14 protein-coding genes are annotated in these 17,209 nt (G+C 42.3%); 7 read left to right on the top strand and 7 right to left on the bottom strand.

The annotated features are described in order from the left end of the window. Positions 1 to 26 precede the first annotated feature (26 nt). Genes VK664_RS04830 through VK664_RS04810 form a run of 5 tightly spaced genes read left to right on the top strand, consistent with a single transcriptional unit; the run spans position 27 to position 4,482 of the window. Positions 27 to 842 (top strand): purine-nucleoside phosphorylase, encoded by an 816-nt coding sequence (locus tag VK664_RS04830; RefSeq protein WP_461397485.1) that lies wholly within the window; start codon positions 27 to 29, stop codon positions 840 to 842. A gap of 7 nt (positions 843 to 849) precedes the next feature. Then, positions 850 to 1,458 carry a TIGR04282 family arsenosugar biosynthesis glycosyltransferase gene (locus VK664_RS04825; protein ID WP_461397484.1) on the top strand — a complete coding sequence of 203 codons (609 nt, stop codon included), beginning with the start codon at positions 850 to 852 and terminating at the stop codon, positions 1,456 to 1,458. Beyond that, on the top strand, positions 1,439 to 2,149 hold the full coding sequence (locus VK664_RS04820; RefSeq protein WP_461397483.1) for a TIGR04283 family arsenosugar biosynthesis glycosyltransferase: 711 nt from the start codon (positions 1,439 to 1,441) through the stop codon (positions 2,147 to 2,149). Before VK664_RS04825 ends, VK664_RS04820 begins: the two co-directional genes overlap by 20 nt. 35 nt (positions 2,150 to 2,184) lie before the next feature. After that, entirely contained in the window at positions 2,185 to 3,621 is a 1,437-nt protein-coding gene (locus VK664_RS04815; protein WP_461397482.1) for a dihydrolipoyl dehydrogenase family protein, read from the top strand. Continuing rightward, positions 3,622 to 4,482 (top strand): sterol desaturase family protein, encoded by an 861-nt coding sequence (locus VK664_RS04810; protein ID WP_461397481.1) that lies wholly within the window; start codon positions 3,622 to 3,624, stop codon positions 4,480 to 4,482. A gap of 150 nt (positions 4,483 to 4,632) precedes the next feature. Here VK664_RS04810 and VK664_RS04805 read toward each other — a convergent pair whose 3' ends face one another. The 7 genes from VK664_RS04805 to VK664_RS04775 all read right to left on the bottom strand — a co-directional run bounded on the left by VK664_RS04805 (position 4,633) and on the right by VK664_RS04775 (position 14,748). Further along, complete coding sequence (locus VK664_RS04805) at positions 4,633 to 6,273, bottom strand: amidohydrolase (protein ID WP_461397480.1); 1,641 nt, start codon at positions 6,271 to 6,273, stop codon at positions 4,633 to 4,635. Between the two features lie 437 nt (positions 6,274 to 6,710). Continuing rightward, positions 6,711 to 7,271, bottom strand: coding sequence for a carboxymuconolactone decarboxylase family protein (locus VK664_RS04800; protein WP_461397479.1), 561 nt, complete (start codon positions 7,269 to 7,271; stop codon positions 6,711 to 6,713). Positions 7,272 to 7,291: 20 nt separating this feature from the next. Further along, complete coding sequence (locus VK664_RS04795; RefSeq protein ID WP_461397478.1) at positions 7,292 to 7,852, bottom strand: carboxymuconolactone decarboxylase family protein; 561 nt, start codon at positions 7,850 to 7,852, stop codon at positions 7,292 to 7,294. 10 nt (positions 7,853 to 7,862) lie between these two features. Then, positions 7,863 to 9,065: an MFS transporter gene (locus VK664_RS04790; RefSeq protein ID WP_461397477.1), complete on the bottom strand. Its 1,203-nt coding sequence runs from the start codon at positions 9,063 to 9,065 to the stop codon at positions 7,863 to 7,865. Positions 9,066 to 9,071: 6 nt separating this feature from the next. After that, positions 9,072 to 11,837: a TonB-dependent receptor gene (locus tag VK664_RS04785; RefSeq protein WP_461397476.1), complete on the bottom strand. Its 2,766-nt coding sequence runs from the start codon at positions 11,835 to 11,837 to the stop codon at positions 9,072 to 9,074. A gap of 157 nt (positions 11,838 to 11,994) precedes the next feature. Further along, the gene (locus tag VK664_RS04780) at positions 11,995 to 12,534 is read right to left on the bottom strand and encodes a hypothetical protein (RefSeq protein ID WP_461397475.1); all 540 of its coding nucleotides are present in this window, start codon (positions 12,532 to 12,534) and stop codon (positions 11,995 to 11,997) included. Between the two features lie 165 nt (positions 12,535 to 12,699). Beyond that, entirely contained in the window at positions 12,700 to 14,748 is a 2,049-nt protein-coding gene (locus VK664_RS04775; protein WP_461397474.1) for a heavy metal translocating P-type ATPase, read from the bottom strand. A gap of 291 nt (positions 14,749 to 15,039) precedes the next feature. On the opposite strand from VK664_RS04775, the gene VK664_RS04770 reads away from it, so the two are divergent. After that, positions 15,040 to 16,581, top strand: a complete 1,542-nt coding sequence (locus VK664_RS04770) for a SulP family inorganic anion transporter (RefSeq protein ID WP_461397473.1) — start codon at positions 15,040 to 15,042, stop codon at positions 16,579 to 16,581. An 18-nt stretch (positions 16,582 to 16,599) separates the two neighbouring features. Then, on the top strand, positions 16,600 to 17,115 hold the full coding sequence (locus tag VK664_RS04765) for a hypothetical protein (RefSeq protein ID WP_461397472.1): 516 nt from the start codon (positions 16,600 to 16,602) through the stop codon (positions 17,113 to 17,115). The last annotated feature ends 94 nt before the right edge of the window (positions 17,116 to 17,209 follow it).

Here is a 17,209-nt window from a genome sequence, read left to right as displayed (position 1 = left end):
AGATCGAAAATTAATAGGACAACGGGATGGAAAAATTAATTGAAGCAAAGGATTATTTAGTCGGCCTTGGTATAGAACAAGTAACAACAGGCCTGGTGTTAGGCACCGGCCTGCATCATATCATCAACCTGATTGATGTGATAGAAACAATACCCTACACCAGCATTCCGGGCTTCGCGGTATCAACAGTGGAATTTCATAAGGGTAACCTTGTTTATGGCAAAATCGACAATCATTACCTGCTCATTATGCAGGGCCGGTTGCACGCATACGAAGGATATAGTTTACAGGAAATAGTTTTTCCTGTACGCGTAATGCGATTGTTAGGAATAAAGCAGTTGTTTCTCTCCAACGCGGCAGGCGGGATAAACCTGGATTATAAAAAAGGCGAACTGGTGTTGATAGAAGATCATATTAATCTGCAGACAGGAAACCCGTTAACCGGTAAGAATTTTGACGAACTGGGAGGCCGCTTTCCGGACATGAGCGAACCATACAGCGCACATTTATCAGCCGCTATTCTTGAAGAGGCGGGTCGGCTCGGTATTAAACTTTCAAAAGGGGTTTACGCTGCCGTAAATGGTCCAAATCTTGAAACAAAGGCAGAATATCGTTACCTCAAGGTAATCGGCGCTGACCTGGTGGGAATGTCAACAGTACCGGAAGTTATTGCAGCTAGTCATATGCAACTCCCTTGTGCTGCCATCTCTGTGGTAACGGATGAATGCGATCCCGATAATTTGAAACCGGTTAATATCGGTGAAATTATTGCCGTTGCCGGGAAGGCCGATCTTGTGCTATCACAACTTATTTACGATACGATAAAGCATCTGTCAACCTAAATTTGTTATGGACGAGGCGCTCATCATTTTCACAAAAAATCCCATTCATGGCCAGGTAAAAACCAGGCTCGCCACTACTATAGGAAACGATAAGGCACTGGCAGTTTACAAACAGTTGATTCATTATACAATTGAAATTACAGATCAGTTACCCGTACCGAAATTTATCTTCTATTCAGATTCGATAGAACCCGATGACAATTGGAGCAACAACATCTACTCAAAAAAATTACAGTCGGGTGCAGGGCTTGGAGAAAAAATGAAAAATGCTTTTTCAGATCTTTTTACTCAGGGTTATAGCAGGGTGCTAATTATCGGAACAGATTGCCCTGAACTATCGCCCGCAATAATAACCGCGGCCTTTGACAGTTTAAATAATCATGATATTGTTATAGGCCCGGCCAGGGATGGCGGGTACTACCTGCTGGGCATGAAAAAACTTTATCCAGGTCTTTTTGATAACATTTCATGGAGCACAGACCAGGTGTTACAACAGACGTTGCTTGCATGCGCCCAAAGCAGACTTTCAAACTTGTTAATGGAAGAATTGTCAGACATAGATACTGAGAAAGACCTTCTCGCCCTTAAACCATTGAATGAATGGATCTATGATTAGTGTCATCATACCTGTATATAATGAAGAAAATCATATTGCCGCTACCGTCGAACTTATCAGGCAACGCGATGTTGACAAACTTATTTCTGAAATAATCATTTCAGACGGGGGCAGTTCAGATGATACGATAAGGGTAGCCAAATTAACCAATAGCTTTGTTGTAAGTTCACCGCGTAAAGGCCGGGCGGCACAGATGAATTTTGCCGCTGGCCTTGCTTCTAATGAACTGTTATATTTCATTCATGCTGATACCACGCCGCCGCATGGATATTCGACAGATATTGCAAGGTCTTTTAGCGCTGGTGCCGATGCCGGATGTTTCATGCTGGCTTTTGATCATGATCACTGGTTCCTGAAAACGCTCTGTTGGTTTACAAGATTTGACCTCGATGCTTTCAGATACGGTGATCAGAGTTTATTTATCAGGAAAAATCTCTTCGGTCAAAAAAATGGTTTTCGTGAGGACCATATCTTAATGGAGGATCATGAACTGGTCAAAAGAATCAGGAAAAAATCAAAGTTTGTTATTATCAGGTTGCCCGTGTTAACCTCCGCAAGAAAGTACCTGGCAAACGGCATCTATAAAACTCAGGCTGTATTCTTTCTGATTTTTTTTATGTACAAACTCGGTTACTCACAACAACAACTTCTTACCACATATCGCAAACTCATAAAACAAGACAAGCTATAGCAAAAGCACCACAAAAAAAGAAGCAAACGATCATCATGCCAGTGCAGCAATACGATATCATTATTATAGGATCAGGTTCAGCTGGACTCAGTGTCGGCTTGTTTATGAATAAGGCCGGTTTCAGGGTTTTGATGATGTCCAAAACTGACAGGGATATTGGCGGTGATTGCCTGAACGATGGTTGCGTTCCAAGCAAAGCGCTGATCCATGTTGCTGAAATTATTAACAAGGCAAGATTGGCTTCCGGCTTTGGCCTGGAAGTTGCGGGCAGCGTTAATTTTCAAAAAGTGATCGCTTATGTTCATTCGAAACAAGAGTCGATCCGTCAGCACGAAAATGCAGACTGGCTCAGAAAGCAAGGGATTTCGGTGGCACTCGGAATGGCATCGTTTGCTGGCAAAAACGAAGTGGAAGTGGATGGTCAGACCTACTCCGGGAAAAAAATTGTTATCGCGACGGGTTCAACTCCTTCCAGGCTCATTGTGCCTGGATCCGAAAAAGTGCGTTTTTTAAATAATGAAAATGTATTTGAGTTGGAGTCATTGCCAGGAAAGTTATTAGTAATAGGTGGCGGGCCTGTTGGTGTTGAGATGGCCCAGGCTTTAAGCAGGTTGGGAACGGCGGTCACACTCATACATAGTGGAAATATGATCCTGGATCGCGATGATCAGGCAATTGCCGAAATCCTGCTTGCCAAACTCAGGGAAGAGGGAATTATTGTTGAATTAAATGCAAGGCTTGAAGCATTCTTGTCTGGTACCGAGGCTGTCATAAAACGCCATGATGGAAACAGTTATACATTTAAGTTCGACGCGGTATTCGCCGCTGTCGGCCGGGATTTGAATTTTAAAACGCTATGCCTGGAAAAAGCGGGTATACGGGTGCACGATGAAAAGATAGTTATAGACAAGTACCTCAGAACAAGCAACAAAAATGTTTTCGTTTGTGGTGATGTTGCCGGTGATCTGAAATTTTCTCACGCTGCGGAATTTCATGCAAGAATATTGATCAATAATTTCTTTTCCCCATTCAAAAAAAAGCTCGATAACCGGCATATGTCCTGGGTCACCTTTTCTGATCCACAGCTGGCTACCTTTGGTTTTAGCGAAAAGCAGTTAAACGAAAAAAAGATTCGCCACCTGAAAGCAGAACAGACTTTCAATACGGATGACCGGGCCGTGGTAGGAAATTTTGAATATGCCAGGCTTATTTTATACCTGACCCCTAAGAATCTATTTGGTAATCAAAAAATTCTCGGTGGAACAATGATTGCACCTGGTGCCGGTGAACTGGTCCAGGAACTGATATTGGCGAATACAAGCCGGATCTCTGTGAATGCAATTTTTGATAAAATTTATCCTTATCCTGTTGCCGCAAGAATTAACCAACAGCTGGTTGTTAAACTAAAAGAGTCAAGCCTTAATTCAACAGTAAAAAAAATATTAAAAGGCGCATTTAAATTTTTTGGTTGAATGATCCACTATATTTTTGATACCATAGGCATCCCTGTATTGCTTGTTATCTTCGTAGTACTTTTCGTATTGGAGTCCAGGTTTCAATTGCGGAAAAGAGTGGGTAATAGATGGCGGCGGATTATCACCAACTCGGTTGTGTCAATACCGGCTTTCACATTGCTACGTTTTCTTTTGCTTCCGGCTATGGTATGGATTGCCTTTGCAAACCAGGAATTTCGATTTGGATTAAACTATCTCTATGATTTGCCTGATTTGCCAGAAAGCTGCATTGCTTTCCTGTTACTTGATTATGGCAATTACATCTGGCATTTTTTAAATCATAAGCTTGGCTTTCTCTGGAGATTTCATTTGGTGCATCATACGGACCCTGACCTTGACATAACTACTGCTTTTCGTTTTCATTTCGGAGAGCTGATAGGATCAGTATTTTCTCGTGGCGCGGTTGTTCTGTTGACTGGCGCTACTCCGGAACTGGTTTTGATTTATGAAATCGTTTTTGAAGCTGCGACTCAATTTCATCATAGCAATTGGAGACTGCCGTTTCGCTTGGAAAAAATATTGAACCTGGTTATAGTGACGCCCCGGATGCATGGTATTCATCATTCTGTTGTCAGGCAACAAACGGATAGCAATTATTCAGTTGTTTTTTCATGGTGGGACCGGATACATAAAACTGTTCGCCTGAATGTCGATCAGAACCTGGTTGTGACTGGCGTGCCTTCATATAGTGATCAATCGGAATTGACCATCGGGTATCTATTAAAACTTCCTTTTAATAAAATCAGGGAATGGAATACACCGGCTTCAAAATCTGCGGAAAAAGATTCGGTCAGCGCCGGTTCAAAATTGTCTGAATAAAAATGGGAGCAGATGTTCATCGTTAAGTGAAAGTCACTTAGCGATGAACATCTGCCCCCAGGAATATGTATGCTCTTAGAAATTATGAAGGCTCAGTGACGGTATATGATGTCAGAAACCTTTTTGCTGCAACTTAGTGGTCTATAATAATCAAAAAGCTTTTTTCTGCAACTGCGGATAAGTTATTCCGAGCTGTTCAAGATATGTTTTGTATTTAGAGGGATCGTAATAATATTTTTTTAACAAAGGTCTGTATTCATCCATTATCTTTTTATTAAGATGAATTGCCGGTTTGTCATCTGGCTGAACAAATGATACGTATTTTGTTTCCTTTGTCTGCACATTTTTGTGATAGGTCCATGCATCTGATATGATCTTCGGATCAGTTAACATATCCAGCAATGTAGCAGCCACTACTTTTGATCCTGCCAATACTCCTTTATGAGCTATCGGCGTAGCCATCGCCATCGCATCAGCCCAGTTGTGGCCAGGTGTGCCTGGAATATTTGAAGGATAACGAACCACTACTGTCGGTACATTCCAGGCTATATCGGCAATGTCATCGCTACCGCCACCCATTGAAAATTGCACGGGCCCGCTAAGCGTATCGATCTTTTTCGCAAGGCCGTCAATTGGTTCACCACGCTGTGTTTTCTTCGGAGCGTTTACGAGCTTCTGTACCGCCCTTGCAAACTGCTGATCAGCGGAATCCCAAACAGGCAAACCAACGGTCTGAATATTTTTATAAACCGATTCTGCAATCGCCTTATTGAAATGCCCAGGCCATGCAGTCCCCAATAGTTTATAACTAACTGTTGTCCCTGTCATGGTAGCTACTGATTTTGCGTAAAGCACCGCTTCATCATACATCGACTTAATATCTTCGTATGTTCTTTCACGTAAGTAGTACCATACTGAAGCTTTGGAAGGCACTACATTTGGCTGATCGCCGCCATCAGTAATCACATAGTGCGAACGTTGAGTCGGTTTCAGATGTTCTCTTTTGAAGTTCCAGGCAATATCCATTAGCTCAACTGCATCCAAAGCACTTTTCCCCCGCCACGGTGCACCGGCAGCATGAGCAGAATTGCCTTCAAATGTAAATTCAACAGAGACGAGACCGTTGTTTCCGGCATCACCCCAGGATACACCGAGATTGTTGCCGACATGGGTGAATATACAGGCATCAACATCTTTAAAAAATCCATCTCTTATATACCAGGCCTTGGTACCGACCAGTTCTTCTGCAACGCCGGGCCAGATCATTAAAGTGCCAGGTAATTTCTGCTGCTCCATTTTTTGCTTTACTTCCAGTGCAGATAAGATCAATAAGGGGAGACCGGAATTATGTCCCTCGCCATGACCAGGCGCGCCTTCTACTATAGGCTCTTTGTATGCAACACCCGGCTTTTGAGAAGCTTTAGGAATACCATCGATATCGCTTCCAAGTGCAATTACCGGTTTACCATTTCCCCATTTTGCAATCCATGCCGTGGGTATGCCACCAATACCGCGCTCTACGGTAAAACCGTTTTTTTCCAGTATTCCTGTGAGATAAGCCGAGGTTTCAGTCTCCTGGAAACCAAGTTCAGAAAAGCTGAAAACCTGGTCTACCATTTCCTGGGCGGTTTTCAATTTGCCATCTAATGACTTTATTACATCTTTTTTCCAGCCCTCAACCTTAGGATCCGTTTTAACGGTCTTGTTTTGTGAATAAGCGTTGATCGGAATAATTGAATTAAGTGATACCAATAAAAGGGAAACAACAGAAAGTGATTTCAGTAATTGCATATTGTCAGTTTTGCGTTGGGAATAATTCTTTGATGGCAGCAATCGGAGCCTGCTACCATGTGACCTCTAAAAGATAATGGTAAATGGAGCTGACAGTTGCTCTAATATACGGAGGTTCACTTAAATAAATTGCAGAATTATATGAGTGCCTTTAACGCTGTTTGAAATTTGATCTACTGATTATTGCTTCGTCTTCATCCTTTACCATAGGGCATACATAAGACATAAAAAGCAGAGTTCTCTGCAAGATCCTGCAGATCACCGGGTGGCGGTAGCCTTTGTGTTTGTAAAGTAGTACCAGTTCTTTTGTTCCCAGGTGTAATTGCCTTGAACCTATGTTCCTTTTATTCGGCTCAAGTATCCAAAATAAATGAGCCGATTAACTAAATTAATCGGCTCAGAACCAGGTTTTCGAAGACCTGCATGAAGCAAGGTAATTATTCATGAACCGCCGCCGGCACAGAACCAATATAACCCTGTGCCGCCCGCATGGGTGCACGGTTTACATAAATTTGCGGATCCCCTGGTGCCGAAGTGCCCAGCCCATCCACATACCTGTTAAACATACAAAAAGCAGCAGCGATAAGCACAGTATCATGGATTTCTTTATCCAGGGCTCCTTTTTCCCTGGCATAGCGAATCTGCTCATCAGTTACATATTTTCCCCCTTTTTGTACCGAACCTGCAATCACCAGCAAAGCCTTCATTTTTTCTGAAAGATCAGAATTCAGAAAGTTTTGTTTGAGATCGTTTATGTGCTGAATATCACATTCCATATAATATCCGGCCATCGCGCCATGAACACTCTGGCAAAAAAAACAGTCATTGAGATAAGAAACATAAGTTCCGATCAACTCTCGTTCGCCTTTGGTCAACGAGTTGTTTTCACTTCTTAATAAAATTTCTGCAAGTTCATTCATGGGCTTTGCAGTTTCAGGACTGTATGCCATGGGCCCCCGGATACCGGGTTCATCGTTTTTTAAATCTATATGTGCCATACAAAAAATTTAGTGATTGATTATGATTGTTGAACAGTTTGAGATTGAGGCACCGCATATCCTTTCTCTGCAAGCCTTTTGCCCATTTCAAGATAGTCGCCAGGTTCATTTGGTGTTAAGGTTGCAAGCCCATCCACATACCTGTTAAACATCGAAAAAGTTGCGGCGATTAAAACAGTATCATGAATGTCCAGATCGTTTGCGCCCGCGAGGCGTGCCGAATCTATATCCTGCTGCTTAACTTCTTTACCTAAAATCTGGACCTTACCAGCTATGTTCAATAATGCTTTCAACTTATCACTGATGCCCGCAGTTTGATAGTCTTTTATAACATCATCCATTAACTGCGCTCCATCACCTAATAAAACTTTCGCCGCTGCACCATGACTGTTTGCACAGAACTTGCAGTTGTTACGGGAAGAAACAAATGTTGCGATAATTTCTCTTTCCGCCTCAGTTAGCGGCGATGGTCCACGAAGCAACACCTGTGCGAGTTCATAAAGATGTTTGCCTGTTTCAGGTCTGAACATTGCAAGGCTGCGAATACCGGGCACGCCTTCAGGAACATTGATATATGCCATAAAAATAATTTTACTTTGGTTTTACAAATAATACAACGATAAGTCCGCAAACAAAAATCATAGAGAAAATCAGCAACGCGTTGCCATAGCCACCCATAAGCGTAACAAGCACTCCAACAAACAAAACTCCGAGTCCCGTAAAAATGCGGCCTATGTTCAACGAAAAACCGGTAGCCGTTGCGCGGATCTGTGTGGGGAATAACTGCGGAATATAAGATGACATAATTCCCATATTCAGTCCAAAAAAGATAGACAACACCCCAATCTCCAGGTAGATCACCGGGCTGAATACGCTGTTACTTTTGAATAATATAAAAGACAATACTGCGCAGGTTGCAAAGCCTATTGTCATTGACTTATGGATCCCGATAGCTCTCACTATCCACCCGGATAAGAAACCTCCAGCCAGCCCACCCATTCCAAGCAGCATCATTGAAGTGGCTCTTTCCTTTTGTGCGTCCGCGTCAGTTATGAGGCTTTGCACCCAGGTCGGCAACCACGAAAAAATTGCCCAGAGACTAATCAACATAGTACCATAAATCACGGAACTACTGATAACATCTTTACGATGGTTGTCGGAGAACATCGTTTTGAATGTATTTTCTCTTTGCAAAAGACTGTTTTTGTCGGCTATCCATTTGTCTGATTCTTTGATGATCATAGCGCCAACTATTGCTAATGCCATTGGGATCACGCCGACCATAAATCCTTCGCGCCAAGAACTCACGACATAATTGATCAACCCGGCTGAAAATATTCCAATTGGGAAAGCAATAGATAAGATTCCGATTACTATTGCCTTGGATTTCTGAGGCCACACTTCACTTAACAGCGTATAAGATGCTACCGCAACTCCTCCAACTCCAAATCCGCTCATTAATCTGCAAAGCATTACAGCCCACCAGTTAGTCATAAAGCCTGTGAGTATGGTGAAAATCCCATAACAGGTTATAGCGAACAGAAGCGATTTCTTTCTGCCAATCGCATCTCCGATCACGCCCCAGGTGAACCCTCCAAAGGCCCAACCAAAAATAAACAGTGCATTGATATAGCCACTGATAGTATTGAGATCTGTGGTGGTTTCACCAAGCAAATCTTTTACTGCAACCGGCAGGTAAACCGACATCAGGGTGGACACTGTTCCTCCGAGTACACTGCACAAAAAACAAATTGTGAACAGTGCACCCAGGTATAGATTCGATGTCTTGTTCATAGTTACTCATTTAAGCAGTTCGTCAATCGTAAAGGAAACATAATAAATTCCACCAATAGATGGTGAACCGTAGGCCGTGTAGATCTTATTGTTCAAAACATTACTTGCGCCGATTTTAATCATTGCCTTCGCATTGGGGATCTTTTTATTTATCTGCACATCAACCAATGAATAAGCTGTCACCGGGCCAGGCCTCATGCCATTGAATGGTCCGTACCACTGGAATGCATCCTGCCAATGCCAGGAAACATTGAATCCAAAGTTTTTGTAGACATCAGGATTGCCAATGGACAGATTCGTACTCCATTCCGGGGTATTGAAAGGAGCAACTTTTGTTGCATCAGCTTTGCCAAGTATAAAGGATGACCAGGTAACATTACCTCCGATTGTATAGCCCTTGTCGAGGTTATATGTCAGGCCCGTGGTTACTCCCTGTGCAGAAGCTTTATCTTCAGCATTTGTATACAACTGGAAATTTTGGACGCCGCCGTTAAGTATATCAGCAGCTGCAGCAGAATTAATAGCACCGTCTGCCATCACGGGATTCTGCGGACGAACCACCACCGCATTCAATATGAAATTTGTATAACGGCTATAATAATAGTTCACATCTACAAAAAGTCTCTGGCCTATCAGCGCCTTGTAACCAACTTCACAGGCATTTTGTTTTTCAGGACTTATATAAGGATAATTTGACTGTACCAGCAGATTTTTTGTTGCTTCGATTGCCTGTACAGGCGTCTTGCCTCCTGCAGCCATCATAGCGGCATAGGCACCACCGAACTGAGCAACAGAAGCTGAGGTAAATGAATTCTCATAAACATTCATATCGATGCTATTGTTGGGCACACCACCAAGAATAGTGATTGGTCCGGCATTCAGTTTGATGTATTGATCAATCGGCGTTGGGTTCCTGAACCCGGTTTGAATAGAAGCCCTCAGGTAATGATTTGGAGCAACGCTATACACACCGGAAAAACGTGGAGTAAAGCTTCCTTCAAAGTTTTCGTTTTTGTCATACCGCAGAGATAATGTCAACTTGAGCTTGTCATTCAACAGGCGTTTGGCTGCCTGAACAAAAGCGCCATATTCTTTAATGGTTATTTTTTGGTCCTTATCGTCTATCAATGTTCCATTGGTGTTCATGTCATAGTAACGGAAGCTTGCTCCTGCGAGGAGGTCAACAACCTTTATTGTTTCGAATTCATACTGACCATCTGCATGATAAAATTTATTATGACTGAATATCCCTGCTCCCTGCGTGCCGTATTGTTTTGAAATAACATCTTTGGCATCATTGAATCCCGGTGTATTTGGTAATAGTCTTCCCTGGTCAGCAAATGCCCTCGCCATTGTATGATCTGCGGCAGTAACACCACTTACGCCCCCATTATAGGCAGTTGAATATCTTGTGAACCAGGTATTGTCTGCAACATTCGGGGCAACCGTATTGCCATCAAGACCTTTCACCCAATAACGGTTAATAAATTGTCCAAGGGTCCTGGTATTATAACCATTATCACACCGTTCAGCTGAACTATAAATTCTTATGAAGGAATTATTATGTCTTAATTCCAGTCGGTGCGTTTGTAATACAAAGCCATTCACATTCATACGCGCGCTGCTGGTGAACCCTGCTAAAGCCTGTGCGCGGTTGTATTGATAAATAAGGCGGAGATTATTGTTTATTTTATAATGAAGCGAAGCGTTTGTTTTGAAACTATAGGTGTTATAGTTCATAAGGTCTTTCTCTTCATAGCCGGTTCTCGCAACAAGGCCGATACCGGGTAGCGTTCTTGACACTTCATCTCCATAAATGTTTAGTCCATCATAGCCAGGATTTTTGGGGCCACGGTTGGCAACCGGGGTGCCGGGACTAATGTCAGTATAGTTGTTTGCGTACCAGTCAAGACCATTGAAATAACCGATATTAATTTTAAAGGCAAACTTGTCATTGAAAGCCTTTGCATAGCGAACGGCAATATCATTTACTCCATGTGGATTAGCGAAATCTTCATCAATGTGATTTAAACCGGTTTTCAGATGGACGGATAAACCCTGGTATTTGAAGGGATCCTTTGTTTGAATACTCAACATACCATTAAATGCTGCAGGCCCATAAAGTGCAGATGCAGCGCCGGGGATAAGTTCCGCGCTTTCCACATCAATATCTGAAACCCCAAATAGATTACCCATTGGGAAGTTGAGTCCGGGAGGTTGATTATCGATGCCGTCAATGAGTTGCAAAAACCGGGCATTGGAAGTTCCGTTAAATCCACGGGTGTTAACGGTTTTCATTCCCAGGCCAACGGAATACATTTCCATTCCTTTAAGGCTTTGAAGCCCATCATAAAAGCTGAGCGAAGGAGTCTCCTTAACCGCCTGGTAGTTCATTTTTTCTATACTTACCGGCGATTGCAAAATGTTTTCCCGCACTCTTGATGCAGAAACCACTACTTCGTTAAGAGCTGATTTCTGATCAAGTGAAATATTCAGGGAAGTAGAATTAGATGTTATGACTAATTCTTTCTCAGCATAACTGGCGGATGAAATAAGAATTGTAAAAGGAAATTTAAGTTTTGAAATGTTTAGTGAAAAGAAACCTTTATCGTTTGAGATAGTACCGTTTGTTTTTCCTTTTACGGTAATACTCGCGCTACTCACTGGCTCGCGGGTGATACCATCAGTTACAGTGCCCGATAATTTGAGATCCTGGGTATAGGCACAAAAACAAAATGCAAGCGCGATAATGAGCGCAGATGCGTATTTCATATTTGAAAAGAGTTAAGAGTTAGTTGTTTGATTGAGGTTTATGAACTTTGAGGTGTTCATGAAATTCCAAACAGCCGGCGATACGAGGAAGATGCTCCTGTACCGGGATGATGGAATGGCTTAAGTTTCTAATGATCAGAAGTTGAGAGGGTCAGCTTTATGATCGAGGTGGCCTGCCATGTTTATCAATAAATGAATAAGTTAGTGAAGATGTGATAACGGGATAAGATTTGACAAGAGAACCCATTTCAGAAGTAATGGCATACCCGATATCCTGAATTTGATACTGATTAAAAACCTCAGCTTTCTTTATTTGTTGTTTGTCAGACTTGCTGTCAAGGTCATTAGCATCAGTGCCGAAATTGCTTTTAGCAAGCTGTAATTCATCTTTCTGTTTGTTGGGTAAACAAAGTAGATAAAGCGTATCACCGGCAATTTTTCTTTTTACATAGTTATGATGATTGCCATTGATGGTGATTTCGCCATCCAGTCTTTCGTAATCGCCCCAGGAACTTATATATGGAAGATTCAAAGGAATTCTTATCTCTACGAGTTCAGCATCTTTATAGCTATGTTGATCGATCTGTTTTGTGATTTGCATGGATGCCTGCTGACCCAGATACCTGAATAGGAATGTATATCCCGTAAGATTAAAAAGATGGACAATAAGCAGTGTTAGCGCGAGCAGTTTTTTCACGAAGCTTTGATTCGGCCTTAGATTCGATAAATATATAATTTATTTTCAATGCACCAACAAATTCGATTGAATGGCAAGGGTTTTTTAATAAAAACCTTCGACATCTTTTCCAAACATGATTATGGCCAGGAAATAACCAGTGGGGATCTGACTTTCGGTAAACAATCAGATCTTCAGGCGTTGTATCCTGGCTGCATTCAATATGGCAAGTAGTGCGACACCTACATCAGCAATTACAGCTTCCCATAAAGTTGCCACACCACCGGCTCCAAGGCCAAGTACAATTACTTTTACTGTCATTGCAAGCGTTATGTTTTGCCATACAATGTTCCTGGTAATCTTTCCGGCTTTTATTGCCGATATGATTTTGGATGGCTGGTCATTTTGAATCACGATGTCGGCTGTTTCTATAGAAGCATCGCTGCCCAGGCCTCCCATGGCAATGCCGGCATCAGCCAGGGCGATTACGGGTGCATCATTTATCCCATCACCCACAAATGCAATACGTCTGCCCTGGGTTTTCAACTGTTGAACTTTCGCCACCTTATCTTCCGGCAGCAGGTTGCCATAGGCTTCGTCTATGCCCAACGAGCGGGAAGCCTGCGATACAACGGATTCCTTATCTCCCGACAACATTACTGTTTTAATACCGAGCCCATGCATTTGTCGAATCGCGTCAACCGCATCCTCTTTCAATTCATCAGCTATCGTAATATAGCCCTCGTACTTTGAATTGATAGCCACCACCACAATTGATTCTACAATATCATCCAGCGACGATGGATAACTGATATTAAACTTGCTGAGTAGTTTCAGGTTGCCAGCCATGATAGATTGTCCGGCTAATCTTCCTTTTAGACCATGTCCCGAAATTTCTTCAACATCACTGACTGCGTGTCTGTTGATTGTTGCGGGCGAATGACCTGAAGCTAGCGGTTCTTCGGAAAACTTCACAATAGCTTTGGCCGTAGGATGTGTGGAATTTGATTCAAGTGCAGCCACCAGTGAAACAAATGTTGATTCAGGCATGGAAACAGCGACTACTTTTTGAACTTTAAAAACGCCCCTGGTCAAAGTCCCGGTTTTATCCATTACAACTGTGTCAATCCTGGCCATTACATCCAGGAAGTTTCCGCCTTTAAACAGAACTCCGTTCCTGGAAGCCAGGCCAATGCCGCCGAAATATCCCAATGGAATAGACACAACCAAAGCACAAGGACAACTTATTACAAGAAATACAAGAGCACGATAAAACCAGGTGCTGAACTGATAATCAGCTACAAAAAAATAAGGTAGAAGGCAAACTGCAAGCGCCAGGAAAAAGACGATGGGAGTATATACCCTGGCGAATTTTGAAATAAATAGTTGTGTCTGGGATTTCCTGGCGGTTGCATCCTGGACCATGGAAAGAATGGTACTCAGTTTGCTGTCTTTGAATAGCGCCGACACCCGAACCTGCACTACTGTATTCAGGTTGATCATTCCCGCATAAACTATTTCACCACTGTATTTTGTATCGGGCTTGCTTTCGCCGGTTAAAGCGGCAGTATCAAATGAACCCTGGGAAGAAACAAGAATGCCGTCCAGCGCAACTTTTTCGCCGGCCTTTATTTCTAAAATTTCGTCCAGCCTTATTTGTGCCGGGTCCACTGTTTCAGGCTGGCCGGATCTGATAACAGTTGCATGGTCGGGTCTTATTTCTAACAAAGATTTTATACTACGTTTAGCGCGGCTGACCGCGGAATCCTGGAACCATTCGCCTATCTGGTAGAACACCATGACTGCCACACCTTCTTCATATTCACCCAGTATAAAAGCCCCGATCGTAGCTACAGTCATCAAAACAAATTCATTAAAAAAATCTCCCCTGATCGATTTTCTGAATGCATGCATAAACACTTCTCTTCCGGCCAGTATATATGCAGAGAGATTTACAATAAAAAGATAAGGCTCTGCTAATACGAGGTTAAAGGCATACTTCATCACAAGCATTATAGCGAGGATCGTAAATGCCAGTATCAGATCCCAGTGCTTTTTCCAACCTGGCACCTCGCCGTCGCCATGGCTGTGGTCGTCATCGCCATGGTCACTGTGAGCATGGATATGGTCGTTATGGCTATCTGCACCATGATTTTGTTTAACATGAATATGCCCATCCTGGCGGTTATTGTCCAGGCCATGCTCATGATTGGGTTTCTGCTGAATTTTATTCATTAACTATTCCTTGATTCTATTAAAACAAAAAATTAGCTGATTCGTTTTCGAAAATCAAATAAGAGTCTGCATGATGGTTGCAGATCACAGTCTACGGGCCGTTTTGTGCGTGATTTTTGCAACCATGTTTTTAATTTAATTTGAAGAACTATACGCCGCACATTAATTTTGTTTGATTCTGACATTACTATTGAGGGATTTGATAATGACAAACCGGCCTTTCAGGAGCTGGTAATAACAGGCTGGCATTTGCTCGTTGATCTGATAAGCCTGGCCGATAATTAATTAGAGATGAAGCCTATATTTAAGTTGTTTGACTTTTCCCAAAAAATAAATTACAGAACTGAAATACTTTCCGGCCTTACAGTAGCCCTGGCCCTTATTCCTGAAGCCGTTGGGTTTGCTTTATTGGCGGGACTCTCGCCATTAACAGGTTTATATGCAGCTTTTACCATGGGGCTGATAACTGCGTTGATCGGCGGAAGACCAGGTATGATTTCAGGAGCTACAGGCGCTGTTGCAATTGTAATTGTTACACTAGCCAAAGAACAAGGCACGGAATACATATTCGCGGCGGTGATACTTGCTGGTATTATTCAAATTGTAGCAGGATTCTTTCGTTTGGGGAAGTTCATCCGGCTTGTACCACACCCGGTTATGTTTGGCTTTGTAAATGGATTAGCGCTCATTATTTTCCTTGCGCAACTTTCGCAATTCAAGGTAAAAGATGCCACCGGAGAATTACACTGGATGAAAGGTTCGCCTTTGTATATCATGTCAGGGCTCGTACTCTTATCGATGCTCGTGATCTGGGGATTGCCAAAACTAACAAAATCTTTTCCATCTTCATTAGCAGCTGTACTTCTGATCTCTGCTCTTGTGATAGGGTTTAATATCGATACAAGAACAGTTGGTGACATGGCAGCGATAAAAGGAACATTTCCACCATTCCATATTCCGGAGGTGCCTTTCAACATCGGGACATTGATTATTATTCTTCCGTATTCAGCTATTGTTGCCGGTGTGGGCCTTATAGAGAGTTTGCTTACCCTTACCCTGATCGATGAAATTACAGGCACCAGGGGGCGAAGTAATAAAGAAGCCATCGCGCAGGGCGCAGCCAATTTCATAACCGGATTTTTTTCCGGGATGGGAGGTTGCGCATTAATTGGTCAAAGTCTTATCAATATATCTGCAGGTGCGCGTGCACGTTTGTCATCTATCATAGCGGCCGTTATGTTGCTTGTTTTTGTGATGTTTGGTTCTTCTTTTATAAGTCGTATTCCGTTGGCAGCATTAACCGGCCTTATGATTATGGTTGCTATTGGAACCTTCGAGTGGGCAAGTTTCAAAATGATTGGAAAAATGCCAACGCATGATATCCTGGTTGGAACTCTTGTCACGATTATTGTTGTTGTATCTAATAATCTTGCGTTTGCTGTTTTGATTGGAGTTATCATTTCGGCATTGGTCTTTGCCTGGGAGAGCGCAAAAAGAATCAGTGCGAAAAAATATACCGACGAAAACCAGGTAAAACATTATGAATTATATGGACCATTATTTTTTGGATCAGTAACCGCTTTCAGACGGCTATTTGATGTAAGTGGTGATCCACCTGAAGTTGTTATTGACTTTAAGGACAGCAGGATAGCTGACATGAGTGGAATAGAGGCAATTAATAAATTAACCGAAAAATACAAGCATCAAAACAAAACACTTCATCTCCGGCATCTTAGTCCTGATAGTGTTACCTTACTAAATAACGCATCTTCCATTATCGAAGTCAATATTATCGAGGATCCTCAATACAAAGTGATGATTGATAAAATTTGAAAACAAAAAAAAGAACCAATGAAACAAATATTCCTTGCAACCAGCATTCTTTTTCTTATTGCATGTAATGATAAACCAGCCGACGCCACCACGGTTAAAGGGAATGATACAACAAGCCAGGATGTATCAGTAAAAGATGGAAGTGACGTAGCCTCCGGATTCGCACGCGGTACCAGGATATGTTATTCAAATTTCAGGAACAGGGATACCGTTTTGTTGAGTTTCACCCGCAGTGATACAGCGATAAGCGGTGAACTTACATACCAGTTTTTTCAAAAGGATCGCAACACGGGAATCATTAACGGAACAGTAAAAGGGGATACAATCATAGCTGATTATAAATTCAATTCGGAGGGAACCACCTCTGTGAGACAGGTTGTTTTTCTCAAACGTGGCGATGAACTGCTTGAAGGTTTTGGCGATGTGGAAGAAAATAACGGGAAAATGGTATTTAGAAATGTTTCATCCCTGGTTTTCGACAGTAGCATGGTATTCAGCTTAACCGATTGTGCTAAAATACCAGCCATAAAATAAAATAAATTATGAAGCACTTGTTATGAAGCTCCAGTTATAAAGCTCCTGCTTCTACGAGTGTTTCATCAATTTTGTCTTCTTTCATTGTGGCGAT

The sequence above is a fragment of the Flavitalea sp. genome (assembly GCF_035489435.1).
Taxonomy (GTDB): Bacteria; Bacteroidota; Bacteroidia; order Chitinophagales; family Chitinophagaceae; genus DATHKG01.
The sequence above is the reverse complement of the archived record's forward strand: the minus strand, read 5'-3'. Positions and strand labels throughout refer to the sequence as shown.

Bases quoted from the DNA above. Each gene is read 5' to 3' on its own strand.
- VK664_RS04815 (WP_461397482.1), top strand. From the start codon at position 2,185: ATGCCAGTGCAGCAATACGATATCATTATTATAGGATCAGGTTCAGCT.
- VK664_RS04800 (WP_461397479.1), bottom strand. From the start codon at position 7,271: ATGGCACATATAGATTTAAAAAACGATGAACCCGGTATCCGGGGGCCC.
- VK664_RS04825 (WP_461397484.1), top strand. From the start codon at position 850: ATGGACGAGGCGCTCATCATTTTCACAAAAAATCCCATTCATGGCCAG.
- VK664_RS04805 (WP_461397480.1), bottom strand. From the start codon at position 6,273: ATGCAATTACTGAAATCACTTTCTGTTGTTTCCCTTTTATTGGTATCA.
- VK664_RS04785 (WP_461397476.1), bottom strand. From the start codon at position 11,837: ATGAAATACGCATCTGCGCTCATTATCGCGCTTGCATTTTGTTTTTGT.
- VK664_RS04820 (WP_461397483.1), top strand. From the start codon at position 1,439: ATGAATGGATCTATGATTAGTGTCATCATACCTGTATATAATGAAGAA.
- VK664_RS04775 (WP_461397474.1), bottom strand. From the start codon at position 14,748: ATGAATAAAATTCAGCAGAAACCCAATCATGAGCATGGCCTGGACAAT.
- VK664_RS04790 (WP_461397477.1), bottom strand. From the start codon at position 9,065: ATGAACAAGACATCGAATCTATACCTGGGTGCACTGTTCACAATTTGT.
- VK664_RS04770 (WP_461397473.1), top strand. From the start codon at position 15,040: ATGAAGCCTATATTTAAGTTGTTTGACTTTTCCCAAAAAATAAATTAC.
- VK664_RS04810 (WP_461397481.1), top strand. From the start codon at position 3,622: ATGATCCACTATATTTTTGATACCATAGGCATCCCTGTATTGCTTGTT.
- VK664_RS04830 (WP_461397485.1), top strand. From the start codon at position 27: ATGGAAAAATTAATTGAAGCAAAGGATTATTTAGTCGGCCTTGGTATA.
- VK664_RS04765 (WP_461397472.1), top strand. From the start codon at position 16,600: ATGAAACAAATATTCCTTGCAACCAGCATTCTTTTTCTTATTGCATGT.
- VK664_RS04795 (WP_461397478.1), bottom strand. From the start codon at position 7,852: ATGGCATATATCAATGTTCCTGAAGGCGTGCCCGGTATTCGCAGCCTT.